The following is a 20550-nucleotide window of genomic DNA, read 5'->3' as shown; positions in this document are numbered from 1 at the left end:
CCGGGGCCGGAGGTCCGGAGCCGTTCCGGCCCGTCTTGACCTGATGCTCCGTCCACTCCACCATGACCATGATCACAAGATCGTCAAATCCGGTACGGTGCGCGGGCGGTCAGTCCCTGGTGGCAGGATGACTCCAGCACCATCGCGGCGCGCTCCTGCGGTCCACACTCACTCACGAGCCCGCACTCATCACGAGCAGAGGGGAACCCCGGGCGAGATGCAGATCCGGCTGACGGTCCTCCGGCCCCGCGCGGGCGCGGGCGCGCCCGCCTCCGCCACCGATGTGCTGGTCACCGCACCGGCCGGCACCGCGCTCGGGGCGCTCTCGGTGGCGCTGGCCGGCGCGGCCGGCGTGCGCGGGCCGCGCAGCGCCACCCACGTGCACCTCTACGCCGGGTCGGAGCGGATCGACGACCGCACCCCGCTCGGCCACCCCCCGCTGCTGGACGGTGCCGTGCTCTCGCTCGGCGAGCCCGATCCGCAGGACCGCGGCACGCCCGCCGGGGCCGCCGCCGAGCTGCGGGTGGTCGGCGGGCCGGACGCCGGCGGCGTGCACCGGCTGCACGGCCGGCAGATCAGCGTCGGCCGCTCCAGCGAGGCCGACGTGCCGCTGGACGACCCGGACGTCTCCCGGATGCACCTGGCGCTGCGGCTGGCCGGCGACGGCTCGGTCACGGTGCACGACCTGGGCTCCACCAACGGCACCCTGCTGGACGGCCGCCCGCTCGCCGAGGAGCCGCAGCCGCTGGCGCCCGGCGCGCTGCTGCGGCTCGGCGAGTCCACCGTGGCGCTGGCCGCCGCCCCCGGCCCCGAGCAGAGCCGGGCCACCACCCCGGACGGCCTGGGCCACCTCCAGGTCGGCCCGCCCGCGCCCCCGCCCGCCGGCCGTCCGGCCGACCCCGCCGGCCCGGCCGCCGAGCAGCCCGCGCCGATCGCGCCCGCCGCACCCCGCCGGACCCGCTCGCTGCTCTCCCGCACCCTGGGCCGCTCCGCCGCCCCCGCGTCGGCCGCCGACCCGGCGCAGCTGCAGCTGCGCGCCCGGGACCGCCAGGCCGCCGCGCTGCGCGAGCGCTTCCCCGACCCGGCCGCGCTGCTGCTGAGCGCGCTCGGCCCCGGCCCCCGGCTCTGGGAGCGCCTGCCCGCCCACCCCGACGGGCTGGCGCTGCGCCTGGGCACCGCCGACCTGCCGGCCGGCGCCGGCCTCCCGCCGGAGACCGTGCTGCCCGGCGTCCCGGTCACCGTCGGCCTGGCCGCGGCCGGCGGCCTCGGCCTGGCCGGTCCGCGCGAGCGGCTGCTCGGCCTGGCCCGGGCGCTGCTCGCCCAGCTGGCCGTGCTGCACCCGCCGAGCGGGCTGGGCCTGGTGGTGGTCAGCGCCGACGGCCGCACCGCCGCCGAGCAGCGTGCCGAGGACTGGTCCTGGGCGCTCTGGCTGCCGCACCTGCGCCCGACCCGCGGCCAGGACTGCCGGCTGCTGCTGGGCCTGGATCCGGTGCAGGCCGAGCAGCGCCTCGGCGAACTGCTCGCCCAGGCCGGCGAGCCGCCCGCCGCGCCGGGCGCCGGGGGCGGCCCGACCGCCCGCACCGTGCTGCTGCTGGACGGCGACCCGGGCTCCGAACCGGCCCGGCAGGCGCTGGCCCGGCTGCTGCGCGAGGGCCCGGCCGCCGGGGTGCACGTGGTCTGCCTGGCCGAGGCCGCCGAGCAGCTGCCGCCGGGCCTGGGCGCCACCGCGCGGCTCACCGGCGAGGTCGCCACCCAGCTCGCGCTGGCCGGCCCGGCGGTGGCCCGGCCGGTCGACGGGGTCGCGCTGGACGCCGTGTCGGCCGCCTGGGCGGAGCGGCTGGCCCGGGCGCTGGCCCCGCTGCGGGAGACCGCGCCGGTCTCCCGGGGCCCGATCCCGGAGGCGCTGCGCCTGCTGGACCTGCTCGAGCTGGACACCGTCACCCCCGCCAAGCTCTCCGCCCGCTGGGCCGGCCTGCCGAGCACCACCGGCACCGCCAGCGCACTGCTCGGCACCACCCGGGACGACCTGTGCACGGTGGAGCTGGCCAACGCCGAGCTGCCGGAGCAGCAGCACCTGCTGGTCGGCGGTTCCCGCGGCGCGGGCAAGAGCGAGCTGCTGCGCACCCTGGCCGCCTCGCTGGCGGTCGGCGAGCGGCCCGAGCGGCTGTCGCTGCTGCTGATCGGCGGCCACGGGCCCTCGCTGGCCCCCTGCGCCGAGCTGCCGCACGTCACCGGCCTGCTGGACGCGGCGGCCGACCCGCGCCAGGCGCTGCTCACCGCCGAGGCGCTGCTGGACGAGCTGACCCACCGCGAGCAGCTGTTCGCCGGCCGCCCGTTCGCCGCCTGGTACGCCGAGCAGGCGCTGAGCGCCAAGCTGGGCGCCCCGCGCTCGCCCGAGGAGCCGGTCCCGGCCGCCGCGCCGGCGGCCGCCGCCGTGGCCACCGTCACCGCCCCGCCGCCCCGGCTGGTCGTCGTGGTGGACGACTACGACGCGCTGCTCGCCCCGCAGTCCCCGGCCGGCCGGCCGCTGGCCCGGGCGCTGGCCGCGATCGCCCAGCGCGGCGGCCGGCTCGGCGTGCACCTGGTGGCCGCCACCGGCCGGCCGGAGCTGACCGTCGGCACCGAGGTGGACAACGCGGCCCAGTGGCGGATCGCCCTGCGCACCGACCACCCGGGCGACTCCGACCTGCTGGTGCACGTGGACGACGCGGCCGCGCTGCCCGACTCCACCCCGGGCCGCGGCTACCTGCGCCGGCCGGACGGTGCGGTGCTGGCCTTCCAGACCGCCCGGATCACCGGCCGGATCCCGCGCACCGCGACCCTGCGTCCGACCGTGGTGGCGCTGGACCCGGCCCAGCTCGGCACCCCGCCGACCCGCCGCCCGGTCCGCGAGCTGGGCAACGGCCCGACCGACCTGGCCCTGCTGGCCAGCGCCCTGCAGCGGGCGGCGGCCAGCGGCGGCTGACCGCCGGGCGGGACCGGGCCGGGCCCGGTCAGCCCCGCGGCAGGTCGCCGGCCTTCGCCACGGCGGCGCGCCCGAGCACCGCGCTCTGGCTGATCACGTCGCCCGGCTTCCCCCACGGTCCGGCCGTGGTCACCACCTCCCGGTCGCCGAGGAAGGCGTAGCCGACCGGGTCGAAGATCCACTGCTGCTGCAGGTCGCCGACCTGCTCCGCCACCGCGAGGCCGTGCCGCCCGGAGGCGTCGGTGGCGTCCTCGACCAGCGTGACGCCGGGGATCTTCGCGCCGGCCCGGTAGAGCGCGGCGCTGACGGCGGGCGGGGCGACCTGGTTCCGCAGCAGGTCGCCGATCTTGGCGAAGGCCTGCTGGTCGGGGCCCTTGGCCTGCTCGGTGGGCCCGGCCGCGTAGATCAGCTTCAGCAGCGCGTCCGGGTCGGTGGGCAGCGCCGCCACGAAGTCCGGGGTCGGATCGGCCATCGAGGGGTGCCGGACCGGGTCGGTCACCGCCTTCGGCTGCGGACCGTCCGGGTCGAGGATCAGGCCCGGGCGGCTGCCGTCCGCCGACGTCCAGGTCTGCCGCGAGCGCAGCTTCCCGAGGGTCACCCTCACCGGCACCATCGAGCTGTCGGTCGCGACCATGCTGTACTGCACCAGCGACTTCACGTAGGCGAACTGCCCGTCCTTGACGGTCGCCACCGGCTGCGCGGCGGCCACGTCGGCCACCCGCTCCAGCAGGGCGGTGGCCGAGCCCGGGGTGCCGACCCCGGCCGGCGCGCCCTGCGCTCCGGCGGTGGGGGCGGGCCCGCCCCCGCTGGGCAGCACCAGCGCCAGGGCCAGACCGCCGGCCAGCACCGGCAGGGCCGCCCAGGCGAGCCTGCGGCGCGGCCGGCGGACCGGCGCGGCGGGCCGCGGGGCGCGGTCCTCGTTGATCTCGTTCATCAGATGCTCCCTCAACTGCCGGCTGCGGCCCGCGGGGAGCACCGGTTCCGGGGGTGACGGCAGCCGCTTCCTGAGCTCCGTCAGTTCCTGGTCCTGGTCCTGGTTCATCCTGCGCTCTCCCGCATCGACCGGGCCACGCGACGGTGGCCACCCCGTACCTGTCCGCCGCTCCCGGCGGGTTCCAGTTCCTCGGCCGCCAGTTCGCGCAGCCGCCCGCGGGCCCGGGAGAGCCGCGAGCGGACCGTGCCCACCGGCACGCCCAGCGCCTCGGCCGCCTCCGCGTAGCCCAGGCCGGACCAGACGCAGAGCACGAAGACCTCGCGCTCCGCCCGTCGGAGCCGGTCCAGAGCGCGGCGCGCGGCGGCCAGCCTGGCGGTGTCGTCCAGCCGGCCGGCCAGTTCCTCGGCGAAGTCCGGCACCGCCTCGCGGGCCGGCAGCCGGGCCAGCGCGGCCCGGTGCCGGCGGGCCGCCCTGGTGGTGTTGCGCAGCACGTTGGTCGCGATGCCGAAGAGCCAGGGCCGCACGTCCTCCCCCTCGGGGCGCAGCGTGGCGCGCAGCCGCCAGGCCTCCAGGAAGGTCAGCGAGACGACGTCCTCGGCGGCGGTCCGGTCCCCGAGGGTACGGGCCGCGTAGCCGAGCAGGGCCTGGGCATGGTCATCGAAGAGCTCCCCGAACGTGCTCTGGTCCCCGGCGCGCAGCCGGGACCGCTGTGACAGTTCCACACCCCCACCTGTCCGCCGCGGCCGTCGGGTTCCAAGGATCTCGGACCCGTTCGCGCGAAACGGCGGCGGGCCGCACCCCCGAGGGGGTGCGGCCCGCCGCCGTCCGAGCCGGTGCTCAGCCCATCGAACCGGTGCGCAGCAGGGTGCGGATCACCCGCATCGCGACCGAGAGGCTGGACAGCTCGTAGGTGTCCGAACCCCTTATGTCGTCGAGCGTGGTCTGCGCCCGGGAGAGCAGCGTGCCGTTCTCCTTCGCCCAGGCCTCGTACCGCTCGGACGGGGTCGCGCCCGCCGCGCCGCAGGCCAGCACGTCCGCGGTGAGCTGGGCGTGCGCCGCGAACAGGTCCTCGCGGATCGAGGCGCGGGCCATCGAGGACCACCGGTCGGTGCGCGGCAGCTCGATGATCCGGTCCAGCAGGTGGGCGATGCCCAGCCGGTCCGCCAGGTCGTAGTAGAGCTCGGCGACCTCGCCGACGTCCTTGCCGGCCCGGTCCGCGACCACCGTGATGTCCAGCGTCGGGAAGGCCGAGGAGAGGCCGGAGACCCGGGCCGCCAGGCCCTCCGGCACGCCCGCCTCGGTCAGCTCGCCGAGGATGTGCTGGTACCAGGCCAGGTCCTCGCCGCGCAGCGGCTTGGGCAGGCTGCTCCACACCTGGTCCACCCGCTCCTGGAAGAACGCGATGGTGCCGGCGATGTCCAGCGGCTGGCGCCGGTTGTTGAGCATCCAGCGGGTGGCCCGCTCGACCAGGCGGCGCGAGTGCAGCCGCATCCGGGTCTGCACCTCGGCCGGCACCTGGTTGTCCAGGGCCTCGACCGCGTCCCAGATCTGCTCCAGGCCGAAGACCGCGCGGGCCGCGGTGTGGGTGCGGGCGATCTCCTCGTAGGTCGCGCCGGTCTCCTCGCGCAGCCGGAAGGCGAAGGTGCAGCCGCCGCGGTTGACGGTGTCGTTGACGATCAGGGTGGTGATGATCTCCCGGCGCAGCGCGTGGTTGTCCACCGCCTCGGCGAACTTCTCGCGCAGCTTGGTCGGGAAGTACAGGTGCAGGGTGTCCCGGAAGTACGGGTCGTCCGGCAGCCCGGTGGCCAGCAGCTCGTCGGCCAGGGTGATCTTGGTGTAGGCGAGCAGCACCGCGAGCTCCGGCTGGGTGAGCCCGTGGCCGCCCGCCTGGCGCTCCTTCAGCTGCCGCTCGCTGGGCAGGAACTCCAGCGCCCGGTCCAGCTGGCCGTCCGCCTCCAGCCGGTTGATCATCCGCGAGTGCACGTTGACCATGCTGTGCGCCTGGGCCACCGCGTTGGCCAGCACCACGTTCTGCGCGTAGTTGTTGCGCAGGACGAGGAAGCCGACCTCCTCGGTCATCTCGGCGAGCAGGGTGTTGCGCTGCTTGACCGTCATGTCGCCGTCGGCGACCACCTGGTTGAGCAGGATCTTGATGTTGACCTCGTGGTCCGAGGTGTCCACGCCCGCCGAGTTGTCGATCGCGTCGGTGTTGATCCAGCCACCGCTGCCGGCCGGGCCGCCGGACTGGGCGTACTCGATCCGGCCGAGCTGGGTGCAGCCGAGGTTGCCGCCCTCGCCGATCACCCGGGCCCGGACCTGGCCGCCGTCGACCCGGATCGCGTCGTTGGCCTTGTCGCCGACGTCCGCGTTGGTCTCCCGCTCGGCCTTGACGTAGGTGCCGATGCCGCCGTTCCAGAACAGGTCCACCGGGGCCTGGAGGATCCGCTTCATCAGCTCGGCCGGGGTCAGCTTGGCGGACTCGACGCCGAGCGCCGCGCGGACCTGCGGGCTGAGCTGGATCGACTTGGCGGAGCGCGGGAAGACGCCGCCGCCGGCCGAGATCAGCGACCTGTCGTAGTCGTCCCAGGAGCTGCGCGGCAGGTCGAAGAGCCGGCGCCGCTCCGCGTAGGAGGCGGCCGCCTCCGGGTTCGGGTCGAGGAAGATGTGCCGGTGGTCGAAGGCGGCCACCAGCCGGATGTGCTCGCTGAGCAGCATGCCGTTGCCGAACACGTCACCGGACATGTCGCCGATGCCGACCACGGTGAAGTCCTCGGTCTGGGTGTCCAGGCCCAGCTCGCGGAAGTTGCGCTTGACCGACTCCCAGGCGCCGCGGGCGGTGATGCCCATGCCCTTGTGGTCGTAGCCGGCCGAGCCGCCGGAGGCGAAGGCGTCGCCCAGCCAGAAGCCGTACTCCTCGGCCACGCCGTTGGCGATGTCGGAGAAGGTGGCGGTGCCCTTGTCGGCGGCGACCACCAGGTAGGTGTCGTCCTCGTCGTGCCGGACCACGTCGGCCGGGTGGACGACCTGGCCGGCCTTCAGGTTGTCGGTGATGTCCAGCAGCGCCGAGATGAAGGTCTTGTAGGCGGAGATGCCCTCGGCCAGCCAGGCGTCCCGGTCCACCGACGGGTCCGGCAGCTGCTTGGCGACGAAGCCGCCCTTGGCGCCGACCGGCACGATCACGGTGTTCTTGACCATCTGTGCCTTGACCAGGCCCAGGATCTCGGTGCGGAAGTCCTCGCGCCGGTCGGACCAGCGCAGGCCGCCGCGGGCGACCTTGCCGAACCGCAGGTGCACGCCCTCGACCTGGGGCGAGTAGACCCAGATCTCGAAGGCCGGGCGGGGGGCCGGCAGGTCCGGGATGGCGTGCGGGTCGAACTTCATCGACACGTACGGGTGCCACTCGCCGCCGGCGGTCCGCTGGAAGAAGTTGGTCCGCAGGGTGGCCTTGATCAGGTGCAGGAAGGAGCGCAGGATCCGGTCCTCGTCCAGCGAGACGACCTCGTCCAGCGCGCCGGACAGCTCCTCCAGGATCGCCTCGCCCAGCTCGCCGGCGCCCAGCTGGTGGCTGGGGCTGAGCCGGGCCTCGAAGAGGTTGACCAGCAGCCGGGTGGTGTGGGCGTTGTTGCGGAGGGCGTCCTCCATGTAGTCCTGCGAGAAGGTCGAGCCGGCCTGCCGCAGGTACTTGGCGTAGGCGCGCAGCACCACGGCCTGGCGCCAGTTCAGCCCCGCGGTCAGGATCAGACCGTTGAAGCCGTCGTTCTCGGCCCGGCCGGTCCAGGTGGCGGCGAAGGCCTCCTGGAAGCGCTCGCGGGCCTCGTCGGTCAGCTCGGTGGCCTCGCGCAGCTTCAGGCCGAAGTCGTAGACCCAGGCGGTGGTGGCGTCCGAGCGGCGCAGCGCGTACGGGTGCTCGTCCAGCACCTCGACGCCCAGCCGCTGCAGCACCGGCAGCACCTCGGTCAGCGAGATCGGGCCGCCGACCCGGTAGATCTTGAACCGGCGCTCGTCGTCGCCGGCGCCGACCGGCTGGTAGAGGTTGAGCCGGAAGTCGCCCTCGCCGTGCAGCGCCTCGATCTGCTTGAGGTCGGCGACGGCGGTGCGGGCGGTGAAGTCGGCCCGGTAGCCGTCGGGGAAGGCGTTGGCGTACTTGTGGGCCAGCTCGGCGGCCCGCTCCTCGCCCAGCTCGGTGTGCAGCTGGTCGTTGAAGCCGTCCATCCAGAACCGGGCGGCCTCGGCCAGCTTGGCCTCCAGCCGCTCCACCTCGGCCTCGGTCAGCTCGGAGAGCTCGCTGCCCGGGGCGACCCGGACCACGAAGTGCAGGCGGGTCAGCACCGACTCGGTGGCGTAGACCGTGTAGTCGATGGTGGCGCCGTTGAGCTCCTGCATCAGGATGTCCATCAGGCGCTCGCGGATCCGGGTGGTGTACCGGTCGCGGGGCAGGTAGACCATCGCGGAGAAGTACCGGCCGTACTCGTCCTGGCGCAGGAAGAGCCGCAGCTTGCGGCGCTCCTGGAGGTAGAGCACGCTGCCGGCGATCCGCAGCAGCTCGTCGGCCGGGGTCTGGAAGATCTCGTCGCGCGGGAAGGTCTCCAGGATCTGCAGCAGGTCGCGGCCGTCGTGGCTCTCGGCGGAGAAGCCGGACCCGGTGACCACCTCCTGGACCTTGCGGCGCACGACGGGGATCCGGGTGACCGACTCGGTGTAGGCGGCCGAGGAGAAGAGGCCGAGGAAGCGGCGCTCGCCGACCACGTTGCCGGCGGCGTCGAACTTCTTCACGCCGACGTAGTCGAGGTAGGCCGGGCGGTGCACGGTGGACCGCGAGTTGGCCTTGGTCAGCACCAGCAGCTTCTTCTCGTGCGCCTTGGCGCGCACCGGCGCGGAGAGCCGGCCGAAGGACTCGCTGACCGGGTGGTGGTCGGTGTCGTGGCTGAGCGGGTCGGAGCGCAGGATGCCCAGGCCGGTGCCGGCCAGCGCCCGCAGCACCTCCTCGCCCTGGTGCTCGACCAGGTCGTACTCGCGGTAGCCGAGGAAGGTGAAGTGGTCGTCGGCCAGCCAGCGCATCAGCTCCCAGGCCTCGCCGACCTCCTGCTCGGGCAGGTGGGCCGGGGGCTGCTCGGCGAGCTCGTCGGCGAGGCGCAGCGCGGCGGTGCGCATCTTCGCCCAGTCCTCCACGACCTCGCGGACGTCACCGAGGACCCGGCGCAGGTCGGACTCGATGGCGCGCAGGTCGGCCCGGTCGCTCTCCCGGTCGATCTCGATGTGCATCCAGGACTCGACGGTGGCGTCGGCGGGCCACTCGGTGCCGCCGGCCTGGCTGCGGGCGCAGGCGTCGATGTCGAGGATCTCCAGCAGCTTGCCGGTGATGTCGCGGCGGACCACCAGCTGCGGGTGGATGACCAGGTGGATCGCGCGGTTCTGCCGGGACAGCTCGTTGGTGACCGAGTCGACCAGGAACGGCATGTCGTCGGTGACCACCTCGACCACGGTGTGGCCGCTGGACCAGCCGTTCTCGTCGACGGTGGGGGTGGAGACCCGGACCTCGGCGGTGCCCTGCGGGCGCTTGAGGCCCAGCCGGTAGTGGGAGGCCGCCGCGCCGTAGACGTCGACCGGGTCGCGGTCGACCAGGTCATCGGGGGCGGTGTGGAGGTAGTAGTGGTGCAGGTACGCGGTCAGAGCACCGTTGCTCAGACCCTCCCCGGGCGCCGCTCCCCCCACCTGGCTGTGCTCGGCGGCAGCGGCCGCCTTGACGAGCAGTTCGGCCTTGGCCGCGTCCAGCTTGGTCTGCATGGCTGATTGGCTCCTGTCGCGCGCCGTTGCGTGACTCGGTGGTGTCGGATGTACACCGCCGGCCCGGCCCCATCCTCCCGCACCGACCGGCGAGAGGTGTTCAGGCACGCGTGGCTCAAGGCACGCTTGAAGAGCGCCTCGCCTGGGTACGACAAACCTTTCGGCCTGTGGGATCCGTCCCGACGACGCCAGCCAGCCTAACCGTCCGAAACCAAGGTGTCAGGGGACATGGAGGAGCAAACCCGCAGGAAGATCGCGGTTTCCTGGACACATTGGCCACATTGGCCCCGGGGCCGTCCGGGCTCCCCCGCCTGACCTGTGACGATCCGTGCTCAGCCCATGTGCGGGTAGCCGACCGCGGTCGGGGGCACGAAGGTCTCCTTGATCGAGCGGGTCGAGGTCCACCGCAGCAGGTTCTGCGCGGCGCCCGCCTTGTCGTTGGTGCCGGAGGCCCGGGCGCCGCCGAAGGGCTGCTGGCCGACCACCGCGCCGGTCGGCTTGTCGTTGACGTAGAAGTTGCCGGCCGCGAACCGCAGCACCTCCTGGGCCCGGGCGATCGCGTACCGGTCCCGGGCCACCACCGAGCCGGTCAGCCCGTAGGGCGCACCGCCGTCCACCAGGGCGAGCACCTCCTCCCAGCCGTCGTCGGGGTAGACGTGCACGGCCAGGATCGGGCCGAAGTACTCGGTGCGGAAGACCTCGTCGCCCGGGTCCTCGCCGACCACCACGGTGGGGCGGACGAACCAGCCGATCGCGTCGTCGTACTGGCCGCCGGCCACCAGCTCCAGCGCCGGGTCGGCCTTGGCCCGCTCGATCGCGTCCCGGCACTTGGCGAAGGCCCGGGCGTCGATCAGCGCGCCCATGAAGTTGGACAGGTCGGAGACGTCGCCGACCGGCAGCGCGTCGGTCTCGGCGATCAGGTCGTCCTTGATCCGCCGCCAGAGCGAGCGCGGCAGGAAGGCCCGGGAGAGCGCCGAGCACTTCTGCCCCTGGTACTCGAAGGCGCCGCGGATCAGCGCGGTGCGCAGCACCTCGGGGTCGGCCGAGGGGTGCGCGACCAGGAAGTCCTTGCCCCCGGTCTCGCCGACGATCCGCGGGTAGCCGCGGTAGTTGTCGATGTTGTCGCCGATCTGCCGCCAGAGCCGGCGGAAGGTGGCGGTGGAGCCGGTGAAGTGCAGCCCGGCCAGGTGCGGGCTGCCCAGCGCCGCCTCGGAGACGGCCAGGCCGTCGCCGGTCACCAGGTTGACCACGCCGGGCGGCAGGCCGGCCGCCTCCAGCAGCCGCATCAGGTGGTGCGCGGCCAGGGTCTGGGTCGGCGCGGGCTTCCAGACCACGGTGTTGCCCATCAGCGCCGGGGCGGTCGGCAGGTTGCCGGCGATGGCGGTGAAGTTGAACGGGGTGATCGCGTAGACGAAGCCCTCCAGCGGGCGGTGGTCGGCGCGGTTCCACACCCCGGGCGAGGAGATCGGCTGCTCGGCCAGGATCTGCCGGGCGAAGTGCACGTTGAACCGCCAGAAGTCGACCAGCTCGCAGGGTGCGTCGATCTCGGCCTGCTGCGCGGTCTTCGACTGGCCGAGCATGGTGGCGGCGGCCACCGTCTCCCGCCAGGGGCCGGCCAGCAGGTCGGCGGCCTTCAGGAAGACCGCCGCCCGGTCGTCGAAGGAGAGCGAGCGCCAGCGCGGGGCCGCCTCCAGCGCGGCCGACACCGCCTGCCGGGCGTCCGCGGCGGTGGCGTTGCCGAGCACGCCGAGCCTGGCCGCGTGGTGGTGCGGCTGGACCACGTCGATCCGCTCGCCACCGCCGAGCCGCTGCTCGCCGCCGATGGTCATCGGCAGCGCGACGGGCTCCGCGGCCAGCTCGTCCAGCCTGGCCAGCAGGCGGGCCCGCTCCGGGCTGCCGGGGGCGTAGCCGTGCACCGGCTCGTTCACCGGCGCGGGCACCTGGGTCACGGCGTCGATCGGCATGGGTGGCGCGGCTCCTCACGTCTGCACGACTGGGCGTCAAGCCCAGGTTGACGTGACGGCGTGCGCGCGGCGGCCTGCGACACGCGGCGGCCCCGGTCGGCTCAGGCGGCGAGCTCCCTGGCCAGCTGAACCGCTTCGGCCAGCGAGTCCACCACCGGGACGCCGACCGGCTCCAGGTTGGCCCGCACGTGCGAGCCTCCGGTGTAGAGCACCGCGCGCACCCCGGCCTCCCGGGCGGCCAGCGCGTCGTCGGCCGCGTCGCCGATCACCACGGTGCGGGCCGGCTCCACCGCCGCGCCGAGGGCCTGCAGGTGGCGCACCATCGAGGCCGCCTTCTGCCCGTGCGAGGGGCCGGTGCGGCCGTCCACCCGCAGGAAGTGGGCGCCGATGCCGAACCGCTCCACCACCGGCAGCAGCCGCTGGTGCTCGTACATCGACAGCAGCGACTGGGTGTGTCCCTCGGCGGCCCAGCCGGCCAGCAGCTCGGGCACCCCGTCGGCCAGCCCGGCCGCCAGGCTCAGCCGGCCGTAGTGCTCCTGGAAGGTGGCGTCCAGCTGCTCCCACTGCGCACCGGTCGGCTGGAAGCCCAGCACCCGCCGGTAGAACCGCGGGATGGGGACCTCGTAGTTCTCCCGGTACTGCGCCACGCTCAGCGGCGCGCCCCCGACCGTGGCGAACGCGGCGTTGCTGGCGCCGACCACCGCGGCCATGTCGTTGAGGAGGGTCCCGTTCCAGTCCCAGACGATGTGAGTACGCACCTGGGCACGGTAGCCGCCCGTACCGACAAACGGGTATCTCGGGGGAGAAGGTCAGCTGAGCAGTGCGGGGATCTCCTGGGTGGCGAACCAGAGGAGCTCGTGGTCCTCGGCGCCGTCCACGGTGAACTGGGCGTCCGCGTCGCCCGCGTCGGCGGCGGTCACCGCGCCGGCCGCGCCGGCCACGTCGGCCAGCACCTCGGCCTCGTCGGCGTCCGCGTGCACGGCGGCGGCCTTGGCCAGCTGGACCGGCTCGGCGAGTGTGACCCGGCCGAGCGAGGCCTGGTCCTGGTACTCGTCGCCGCCGAACGGGCGGACCGCACGGTCCGGGATGTCCAGCGCGACCACCACCCGGCGGCGCGGCGCCCCCGGGTCGGCGGCCAGCAGCCGCAGCGAGGACTGGGCGGCGCGGACCAGCGCGGCGTACTCCAGCTCCTCGATGTCGTCGCTCACGTACCACTCGCGCAGCGCCGGGGTCACCGCGTAGGCCGCGGACTGGTCCAGCGCGCCGCCGCTGTGTGCCTGGGCCAGTCCGGCCAGGGTGGTGGGCACGTAGACACGCATCGGGGACACGCTCGCTTCCTGCTCCGGCAGCTCGGACCCCCACAGAATACGGCCCGGACGATCAACGGGGTGTCCCCCTTCGAGCGGATCGCCCCCGCGGCCCGTCCGGGCCCCGGCCGCGCCGGGCCCCTTGCCGCCCGGGCCCGACGGCGCGTCAAGCCGCCGTCCGGGGGACCTCGCCGCCCCCGCCGGCCCGGCTCCCGGGCTCCGCCGAGACTGCCGATAGCACCACCGACGCACCCGCACACCGACCCCGGGGGTACCGCCGATGACTCAGACCGCGCTCGCCGCACCGCTGGTGACGATCCGTCCGCTGGGCCGCCGCCCCGGCCACTCGCACCCGCACCCGCCCGCCCACACCCCTGCCCATGCCCCTGCCCACCCCTCCGCCCACGCCGAGCCGCGCACCCCCCGCCACCCGCGCGCCGCCTGCGCCCTCCCCGCCCCGCCGCCCGACGCCGACGAGGCCGCCGCCCGCCGCGAGCTGGCCCGCCGGTTCGCCCAGCGCCTGGTCGAGGTGCTGGCCGGCGCCCGCCCGGCCGGCCAGCTGCTCCGGCACACCACCCACGACGGCTACCGCCAGCTCTCCGGCCTCGTCCGCCGCGGCCCGCTGCGCTCGGCGGCCGGCCGCGGCCGGCTGGGCCTCGGCCCGGTGCACGACTCCTCCCCCGCGCCGGACGCGGTGGAGGTCTGCGTCCGGGTCGCCGCCGGCCACCGCCAGCACGTGGTGGCCTTCCGGCTGGAGCGCCACCGCCGCACCGAGGTCTGGCAGTGCGCCGCGGTGGACACCCGATGAGCGGTGGACACCCGGTGGAACGCCGCCGCGCCGCCCGGGGAGGCCCCGGACGGCGCGGCGGACGGAACGGACCGCGGCCTACTTGCGGCGGCGGCCCTTGGCGGCCTTGCGGCGCTCGGCCCGGGTCAGGCCGTCGCTCCCGGCGGCCGGCGCGTCCTCCTCGAAGTCGCCCTCGACCACGGTGACGTCGCCGTCCACCGACGGAGCGGTGTAGTGCAGCCGCTGGCGGGCCGGCGCCTCCAGGCCCTTGGCCTTGATCTCCGGCCGGACGTCCTCGACGACGGCCGCGGCCGGCACCTCCTCGCCGTCGGCCGGCAGCGGCACCTCCTCGACCTGCTGCTCGACCTGGACCTCCAGGTTGAACAGGTAGCCGACGGACTCCTCCTTGATGCCCTCCATCATGGCGCCGAACATGTCGAAGCCCTCGCGCTGGTACTCGACCAGCGGGTCGCGCTGGGCCATCGCCCGCAGGCCGATGCCCTCCTGGAGGTAGTCCATCTCGTACAGATGCTCGCGCCAGCGGCGGTCCAGCACCGAGAGCACCACCCGGCGCTCGAGCTCGCGCATGACCTGCTCGCCGAGCTGGTCCTCGCGGGCGCCGTACTGCGCCTGGATGTCCTCCTGGACCACCTTGGTCAGGAACTCCGGGGTGAGGGCGGCGGAGCCGCCGGCCTCCTCCTCCAGCTCGGCCAGGTCCAGGGTGATCGGGTAGAGCTGCTTCAGCGCGGTCCAGAGCTTCTCGAGGTCCCAGTCGTCCTCGAAGCCCTCGCCGGTGGCGGCCTGGACGTAGGCCTCCACGGTGTCGTCCATGAAGTGGCCGATCTGCTCCTGCAGGTCCTCGCCCTCGAGCACCCGGCGGCGCTCGCCGTAGATGACCTCGCGCTGGCGGTTCAGCACCTCGTCGTACTTGAGGACGTTCTTGCGGATCTCGAAGTTCTGCTGCTCGACCTGGGTCTGCGCGGAGGCGATCGCCCGGGTGACCATCTTGGACTCGATCGGCACGTCCTCCGGGACGTTGGCCATCGAGAGCACCCGCTCGACCATGCCGGCCTTGAACAGGCGCATCAGGTCGTCGCCCAGCGAGAGGTAGAACCGGGACTCGCCCGGGTCGCCCTGGCGGCCGGAGCGGCCGCGCAGCTGGTTGTCGATCCGGCGGGACTCGTGCCGCTCGGTGCCGAGCACGTAGAGGCCGCCCAGCTCCTGGACCTCCTCCTGCTCGGTCTTCACCGCGGCCTTGGCCTTCTCCAGGGCCTCCGGGAAGGCCTCCAGGTACTCGTCCGGGGTGTCGACCGAGTTGAGGCCGCGCTGCGCCAGCTCGGCGGTGGCGAGGTGCTCGGGGTTGCCGCCGAGCATGATGTCGGTGCCGCGGCCGGCCATGTTGGTGGCCACCGTGACCGCGCCCTTGCGACCGGCCTGCGCGACCACCTGGGCCTCGCGCTCGTGGTGCTTGGCGTTCAGCACCTCGTGCGGGATGCCGCGCTTGCGCAGCTCCTGCGACAGGTACTCGGACTTCTCCACCGAGACGGTGCCGACCAGCACCGGCTGGCCCTTCTCGTGCCGCTCGGCGATGTCGTCCACCACCGCGGCGAACTTGGCCGGCTCCGACTTGTAGATCAGGTCGGGCTGGTCGATGCGCTGCGGGGACTTGTTGGTCGGGATCGGCACCACGCCGAGCTTGTAGATCTGGTGGAACTCGGCCGCCTCGGTGGTGGCGGTACCGGTCATGCCGGAGAGCTTCTCGTAGAGCCGGAAGAAGTTCTGCAGGGTGATGGTGGCCAGGGTCTGGTTCTCGTTCTGGACCTCCACCCCCTCCTTGGCCTCGATCGCCTGGTGCATGCCCTCGTTGTAGCGGCGGCCGGCCAGGATGCGGCCGGTGTGCTCGTCGACGATCATGACCTCGCCGTTCATCACGACGTAGTCCTTGTCCAGCTTGTAGAGCTCCTTCGCCTTGATGGCGTTGTTCAGGAACCCGACCAGCGGGGTGTTGACCGACTCGTAGAGGTTGTCGATACCCAGGTAGTCCTCGACCCGGGTGACGCCCTCCTCCAGCACGCCGACGGTGCGCTTCTTCTCGTCGACCTCGTAGTCCCGGTCGCGCTTGAGCCGGACCACCAGCTTGGCGAAGTCGGTGTACCACTTGGTGGCCTGGTCGGCCGGGCCGGAGATGATCAGCGGGGTGCGGGCCTCGTCGATCAGGATCGAGTCGACCTCGTCGACGACCGCGAAGTTGTGGCCGCGCTGGACCAGTTCGTCCTGCGACCAGGCCATGTTGTCGCGCAGGTAGTCGAAGCCGAACTCGTTGTTGGTGCCGTACGTGATGTCCATGGCGTACTGGCGGCGGCGCTCGGCCGGCGGCATGTTCGCCAGGATCACGCCGACCTCCAGGCCCAGGAAGCGGTGCACCCGGCCCATCCACTCCGAGTCGCGCTCGGCGAGGTAGTCGTTGGTGGTGATCAGGTGCACGCCCTTGCCGGTGAGCGCGTTGAGGTAGGCGGGCAGGGTGCCGACCAGGGTCTTGCCCTCACCGGTGCGCATCTCGGCGACGTAGCCCATGTGCAGCGCGGCGCCGCCCATGATCTGCACGTCGTAGTGGCGCTGGCCGAGCACCCGCTTGGCGGCCTCGCGGACGGTGGCGAAGGCCTCGGGGAGGATCGCGTCCAGGCTCTCCCCCTCCTCCAGGCGCGACTTGTACTCCGCGGTCAGGGCGCGCAGCTCGTCGTCGGTGAGGTTGACGAAGTCCTCTTCGATGGAGTTGACCTGGGCAGCAATCCGCTGAAGCTTGCGAAGGATCTTCCCCTCGCCGGCGCGCAGGATCTTGTCGAAGACGGACACTTGGGCGGGCTCCTTGCCTGGATCGGCTCTGGACGACTGCACAGCGGGTCCACACCGCCGCACGGGCCATCGTATGCGAGGAGGCCAATGCCCCGGGAGGTGCGTCAGCACGCCATTCCGGTGTCACTCCTGGGGGCGGATCCCGCGATAGGCATCGGAAATGCCACAATTCGGGCATCCGAAACCCCCTTTCCCCGCGCGCGCCGACCCTCGATACTCCGTCCATGAACGAACCGTTTCCCGCTCCGGTGACCCTGGAGACCGACCGCCTGACCCTGCGCCCGCCGACCGCCGAGGACGTGGACGCGCTCACCGCCGCCTGCCAGGACCCGGAGATCCAGCGCTGGACCGTGGTCCCCTCCCCCTACCGGCGGGCCGACGCCGAGTTCTTCGTCGAGAAGCTCGCCGCGCCGGGCTGGGCGCAGGGCTCGGCCACCTGGTGCGTGGTCGAGCGGACCACCGGCGAGCTGGTCGGCACCCAGGCGCTCAGCCACCGCGGGCCGGGCCGGGCCGAGATCGGCTACTGGGCGACGGCGGGGGCGCGCGGGCGCGGGCTGACCCTGGAGGCGGTCCGCGAGGTCTGCCGCTGGGGCTTCGCCGAGCGCGGCCTGCGCCGGATCGACTGGACCGCCTACGTGGGCAACGAGCCCTCCCACAGGCTGGCGGTCAAGGCCGGCTTCACCGTCGAGGGCGTGCTGCGCTCCTGGGCCGAGCAGCGCGGCGTCTTCCACGACGTCTGGATGGGCTCGCTGCTGGCCGGCGAGGCCGGGCTCCCCGGCTGACCGGGCCGGGGCCCGGCTGTCGGTGCGGACACCTACCCTGTCCGGCATGACCGCCGCCACCCCGCCGCCCGTCCAGACGCTCAGTGCCGACCAGGCCCGCCGGATCGCCCTGCGGGCCCAGGGCCTGCTCGGCGCGCCGGACCGGCGGGCGGGGGTGCGCGGAGTGCTGCGCTCGCTCGGCGCGGTGCAGTTGGACACCATCTCGGTGCTGGCCCGCTCGCACGAGCTGGTGCCGTACGCCCGGCTCGGCGCGGTCGGCCGTCCGGCGGTGGAGCGGGCCTACTGGGGCGCCGCCACCAGCTTCGAGTACTGGTCGCACGCGGCCTGCGTGCTGCCGATCGAGGAGTGGCCGCTGTTCGCCTTCCGCCGCCGGGCCTACCGGCAGCGCGGCGGGCTCTGGGACCACCGGGTGAGCGAGGCCGCCTACCTGCGGGTGCTGGCCCGGCTGCGCGCCGAAGGCCCGCTGACCAGCACCGAGTTGGGCGGCGCCAAGCGCACCTCGGAGTGGTGGGACTGGTCCGAGGGCAAGATCGCGGTGGAGCGCGCACTGGCCTTCGGCGATGTGGTCTGCACCGAGCGGCGCGGCTGGAAGCGGGTCTACGCACTGGCCGAACAGGCCGTCCCCGCCGAGCTGTTCGAGCAGGATCCGGACGACCGCGGCTGCCTGCTGCGGCTGGTCGGCCAGGCCGGGCAGGCGCTCGGCGTGGCCACCAGGGCCGATCTGGCCGACTACCACCGCCTGAAGTCGGGTCAACTCGACTCGGTGGTGGCCGAGTCGGGCCTGGTCCCGGTCTCGGTGGCGGGCTGGGGAGCCGGCGGCGGGCCGGCCCCGGCCTGGGCCGACCCGGCCGCGCTGGCGGCGGAGGATGCCTCGGGCGGCCGCGGCCGCCACCGCACCACGCTGCTCTCGCCGTTCGACTCGCTGATCTGGGACCGGCCCCGCACCGAGCGGATCTTCGGAATGTCCCACCGGCTGGAGGCCTACACCCCCAAGTCCCGCCGGGTGCACGGCTACTTCGCGATGCCGGTGCTGGCCGGCGGCCGGCTGGTCGGCCGGGTCGACCCGGCCCGTGAGGGCCGGGTCCTGGTGGCCCGTCAGATCTCGCTGGACAGCCGCTCCCGGCTGCCCGCGCTGGCCCGGGCGCTGCGCGAGGCCGCCGAGTGGGTGGGCTGCTCCGCGGTGCGCGTCGAGGCGCTGCAGGACGAGTCGCTGCGGCCCGAGCTGGACCGGCTGCTCGCCGACTGACCCGCCGGTCAGCCTATTTCGAGGATCTTCTCCCGCATCGCGTAGACCACGGCCTCCATCCTGGAGTGCAGCTGCAGCTTCTCCAGGATGTTGCGCACGTGGTTCTTCACGGTGTTCTCGCTGATGAAGAGCTCCTTGGCGATCTCCCGGTTGTTCATCCCGGTGGCGACCAGCTTGAGCACTTCCAGCTCCCGGTCGGTCAGCCGCGGTGCGGGCACCAACTCCCGGTCGTCCGAACGCCGTTGGATCATCGACTTGAACTCGGTGAGCAGCTTGGCCGCCATCGAGGGGCTGATCTGCGACTGCCCGTCCGCCACCGCGCGGATCGCGGTGGCCACCTCGTCCGTGGAGATCTCCTTGAGCAGGTAGCCGGTGGCCCCCGCCTTGATCGCCTCGTAGAGGTCGGCTTCCTCGTCGCTTATCGTCAGCATGATGATCTTCGTGCTGGGCGCCACCTCCTTGATCGAGGTGCAGGCCTCGATCCCGCTGCGCCGCGGCATCCGCACGTCCATCAGGATGATGTCCGGCAGCAGGTCGGCCGCCTTGAGCACGGCCTCCGCGCCGTCCCCGGCCTCGCCGACCACCCGGATGTCCGGCTCCTCGGCGAGCACGATCTCCAGCCCCCGCCGGAAGAGCGCATGGTCGTCCACCACCAGGACGCGGATAGGCTCCCCGCCGCGCGGCGCGAACTCCGGCTCCTCGCCGCCAGCGCCCTCGAACCGGTCCGCCATCCGCCCCTCCCCGTCGCCGAAAGCTCCAGGGCTCATCATTCCACGGCCCGCGGGGCCGGACTCACCGCTCACGGCCGAGGTACTTCCAACGGGTGTCCCCCAACGGGTGCCCCCGGCGGCCGGCCCGGCCGCCGGGGGCGTGCGCCTGGGCGCCCGGCGGATCAGCGCTCGGCGCCGTTGATCGAACCGCCGGCACCGGCGGCCTCGTCGTCCGGCTCCAGCCCGTCCGCCTTCAGGTGGATGACGCCGTAGTCGTAGCCGCGCCGGCGGTAGACCACGCTGGGCAGCCCGCTGTCCTTCTCCACGAAGAGGTAGAAGTCGTGGCCGACCAGCTCCATCGACTCCAGCGCCTGCGCCAGCGCCATCGGGTGGGCCGTGTGGGTCTTCTCGCGGACCACCAGCGGCCCCTCGCCCTCGACCTCCAGCGTGCCCATCGTGGTCCTGGGCACCTCCTGCTCGTCCAGCTCATCCATGGTCGCCGTGCCCGGCAGCGCCGCGATCCGCGCGGTCGCCTGGGCGACGCTCAGCGGCGTGGTGCGGGCGCCGTGGTGCACCCGGCGCCGGTCCGCGGACTTGCGAAGCTGGGCGTCGAGCTTGGCCGCGGCCAGGTCCAGGGCCGCGTAGGCGTCACTGGCCGCCGCCTCGGCCCGGATCACCGGGCCACGGGTACGGACGGTGATCTCGACCCGGTCGGACCGCTCGGCCTGACGCGGGTTGTGCTCCTTGGACAGCTCGACGTCGAGGCTGATCACCTTGCCGTCGAACTTCTGGACCTTCTCCAGCTTCTCGGCCACGTGCTCGCGGAACCTCTGGGGCACCTCGGTCTTGCGGCCCTTGACGACGATGTCCACGCAGAACTCCGATCCCTCGTACTGGCACCGGCCCGGACTACCGGGCCGGGCATGAGACCCAGCCTGACCAGCCGACCTACCGCCGGTGCGCCGTCCGGTCCGGGGACCGGGCGGGCTGGACCCTCACCCACTTCCTCCCCACCAGGGACGCTTGAAACCCTGGGAGCCCCATCTCACACCCCGTACGGGCTTCTCGCCTCCCCAGCGGGACCTCGGGTGGAGCGGAATCCGGCTGGACAGCTGTTCACACCTGTCTACTCTCCATCGAGTGAAGTGAGGGTAAATATCTGGACAAGTCCGCCCGGACGGCCCACCCTGGCCCCGTGACCGAGAGTGGCCGACCGGG

13 protein-coding genes are annotated in these 20550 nt (G+C 73.7%); 4 read left to right on the top strand and 9 right to left on the bottom strand.

Annotation, left to right across the window (positions count from 1 at the left end; all coding sequences use genetic code 11):
• Positions 1 to 217 precede the first annotated feature (217 nt).
• A complete protein-coding gene (locus tag ACFYNO_RS34440; protein ID WP_388021470.1) occupies positions 218 to 2965 on the top strand; it encodes an FtsK/SpoIIIE domain-containing protein in 2748 nt (915 codons plus the stop codon).
• Positions 2966 to 2993: 28 nt separating this feature from the next.
• On the opposite strand, the gene ACFYNO_RS34435 is transcribed toward ACFYNO_RS34440, so the two are convergent.
• The 6 genes from ACFYNO_RS34435 to ACFYNO_RS34410 form a co-directional block, all read right to left on the bottom strand.
• Positions 2994 to 3899 carry a CU044_5270 family protein gene (locus tag ACFYNO_RS34435; RefSeq protein WP_388021469.1) on the bottom strand — a complete coding sequence of 302 codons (906 nt, stop codon included), beginning with the start codon at positions 3897 to 3899 and terminating at the stop codon, positions 2994 to 2996.
• A 104-nt stretch (positions 3900 to 4003) separates the two neighbouring features.
• Positions 4004 to 4621 (bottom strand): RNA polymerase sigma factor, encoded by a 618-nt coding sequence (locus tag ACFYNO_RS34430; protein ID WP_388021468.1) that lies wholly within the window; start codon positions 4619 to 4621, stop codon positions 4004 to 4006.
• 115 nt (positions 4622 to 4736) lie between these two features.
• The gene (locus ACFYNO_RS34425; protein ID WP_388021467.1) at positions 4737 to 9683 is read right to left on the bottom strand and encodes an NAD-glutamate dehydrogenase; all 4947 of its coding nucleotides are present in this window, start codon (positions 9681 to 9683) and stop codon (positions 4737 to 4739) included.
• A gap of 332 nt (positions 9684 to 10015) precedes the next feature.
• The gene (gene pruA, locus ACFYNO_RS34420; RefSeq protein WP_388021531.1) at positions 10016 to 11641 is read right to left on the bottom strand and encodes an L-glutamate gamma-semialdehyde dehydrogenase; all 1626 of its coding nucleotides are present in this window, start codon (positions 11639 to 11641) and stop codon (positions 10016 to 10018) included.
• 107 nt (positions 11642 to 11748) lie between these two features.
• Entirely contained in the window at positions 11749 to 12405 is a 657-nt protein-coding gene (locus ACFYNO_RS34415) for an HAD family hydrolase (protein WP_388021466.1), read from the bottom strand.
• Between the two features lie 51 nt (positions 12406 to 12456).
• Positions 12457 to 12966, bottom strand: a complete 510-nt coding sequence (locus ACFYNO_RS34410) for a DUF6912 family protein (protein WP_388021530.1) — start codon at positions 12964 to 12966, stop codon at positions 12457 to 12459.
• A gap of 268 nt (positions 12967 to 13234) precedes the next feature.
• On the opposite strand from ACFYNO_RS34410, the gene ACFYNO_RS34405 reads away from it, so the two are divergent.
• Positions 13235 to 13762: an Rv3235 family protein gene (locus tag ACFYNO_RS34405; protein WP_388021465.1), complete on the top strand. Its 528-nt coding sequence runs from the start codon at positions 13235 to 13237 to the stop codon at positions 13760 to 13762.
• A 78-nt stretch (positions 13763 to 13840) separates the two neighbouring features.
• Here the strand turns inward: ACFYNO_RS34405 and secA are convergent, their stop codons facing one another.
• Positions 13841 to 16594 carry a preprotein translocase subunit SecA gene (gene secA, locus ACFYNO_RS34400; RefSeq protein ID WP_388021464.1) on the bottom strand — a complete coding sequence of 918 codons (2754 nt, stop codon included), beginning with the start codon at positions 16592 to 16594 and terminating at the stop codon, positions 13841 to 13843.
• Between the two features lie 224 nt (positions 16595 to 16818).
• On the opposite strand from secA, the gene ACFYNO_RS34395 reads away from it, so the two are divergent.
• Together ACFYNO_RS34395 and ACFYNO_RS34390 are read left to right on the top strand one after the other, a co-directional pair.
• Positions 16819 to 17376 carry a GNAT family N-acetyltransferase gene (locus ACFYNO_RS34395; RefSeq protein ID WP_388021463.1) on the top strand — a complete coding sequence of 186 codons (558 nt, stop codon included), beginning with the start codon at positions 16819 to 16821 and terminating at the stop codon, positions 17374 to 17376.
• A gap of 46 nt (positions 17377 to 17422) precedes the next feature.
• Positions 17423 to 18622, top strand: coding sequence for a winged helix-turn-helix domain-containing protein (locus tag ACFYNO_RS34390; RefSeq protein ID WP_388021462.1), 1200 nt, complete (start codon positions 17423 to 17425; stop codon positions 18620 to 18622).
• 8 nt (positions 18623 to 18630) lie between these two features.
• Here ACFYNO_RS34390 and ACFYNO_RS34385 read toward each other — a convergent pair whose 3' ends face one another.
• Together ACFYNO_RS34385 and hpf are read right to left on the bottom strand one after the other, a co-directional pair.
• Entirely contained in the window at positions 18631 to 19353 is a 723-nt protein-coding gene (locus tag ACFYNO_RS34385; RefSeq protein WP_388021461.1) for a response regulator, read from the bottom strand.
• Between the two features lie 161 nt (positions 19354 to 19514).
• Positions 19515 to 20204, bottom strand: coding sequence for a ribosome hibernation-promoting factor, HPF/YfiA family (hpf, locus tag ACFYNO_RS34380; protein WP_388021460.1), 690 nt, complete (start codon positions 20202 to 20204; stop codon positions 19515 to 19517).
• Positions 20205 to 20550 lie beyond the last annotated feature (346 nt).

Source organism: Kitasatospora sp. NPDC006697 (assembly GCF_042869935.1).
Lineage (GTDB): Bacteria > Actinomycetota > Actinomycetes > Streptomycetales > Streptomycetaceae > Kitasatospora.
The sequence above is the reverse complement of the archived record's forward strand: the minus strand, read 5'-3'. Positions and strand labels throughout refer to the sequence as shown.

Bases quoted from the DNA above. Each gene is read 5' to 3' on its own strand.
- ACFYNO_RS34440 (WP_388021470.1), top strand. From the start codon at position 218: ATGCAGATCCGGCTGACGGTCCTCCGGCCCCGCGCGGGCGCGGGCGCG.
- ACFYNO_RS34435 (WP_388021469.1), bottom strand. From the start codon at position 3,899: ATGAACGAGATCAACGAGGACCGCGCCCCGCGGCCCGCCGCGCCGGTC.
- ACFYNO_RS34425 (WP_388021467.1), bottom strand. From the start codon at position 9,683: ATGCAGACCAAGCTGGACGCGGCCAAGGCCGAACTGCTCGTCAAGGCG.
- ACFYNO_RS34410 (WP_388021530.1), bottom strand. From the start codon at position 12,966: ATGCGTGTCTACGTGCCCACCACCCTGGCCGGACTGGCCCAGGCACAC.
- ACFYNO_RS34405 (WP_388021465.1), top strand. From the start codon at position 13,235: ATGACTCAGACCGCGCTCGCCGCACCGCTGGTGACGATCCGTCCGCTG.
- ACFYNO_RS34395 (WP_388021463.1), top strand. From the start codon at position 16,819: ATGAACGAACCGTTTCCCGCTCCGGTGACCCTGGAGACCGACCGCCTG.
- ACFYNO_RS34390 (WP_388021462.1), top strand. From the start codon at position 17,423: ATGACCGCCGCCACCCCGCCGCCCGTCCAGACGCTCAGTGCCGACCAG.
- ACFYNO_RS34385 (WP_388021461.1), bottom strand. From the start codon at position 19,353: ATGGCGGACCGGTTCGAGGGCGCTGGCGGCGAGGAGCCGGAGTTCGCG.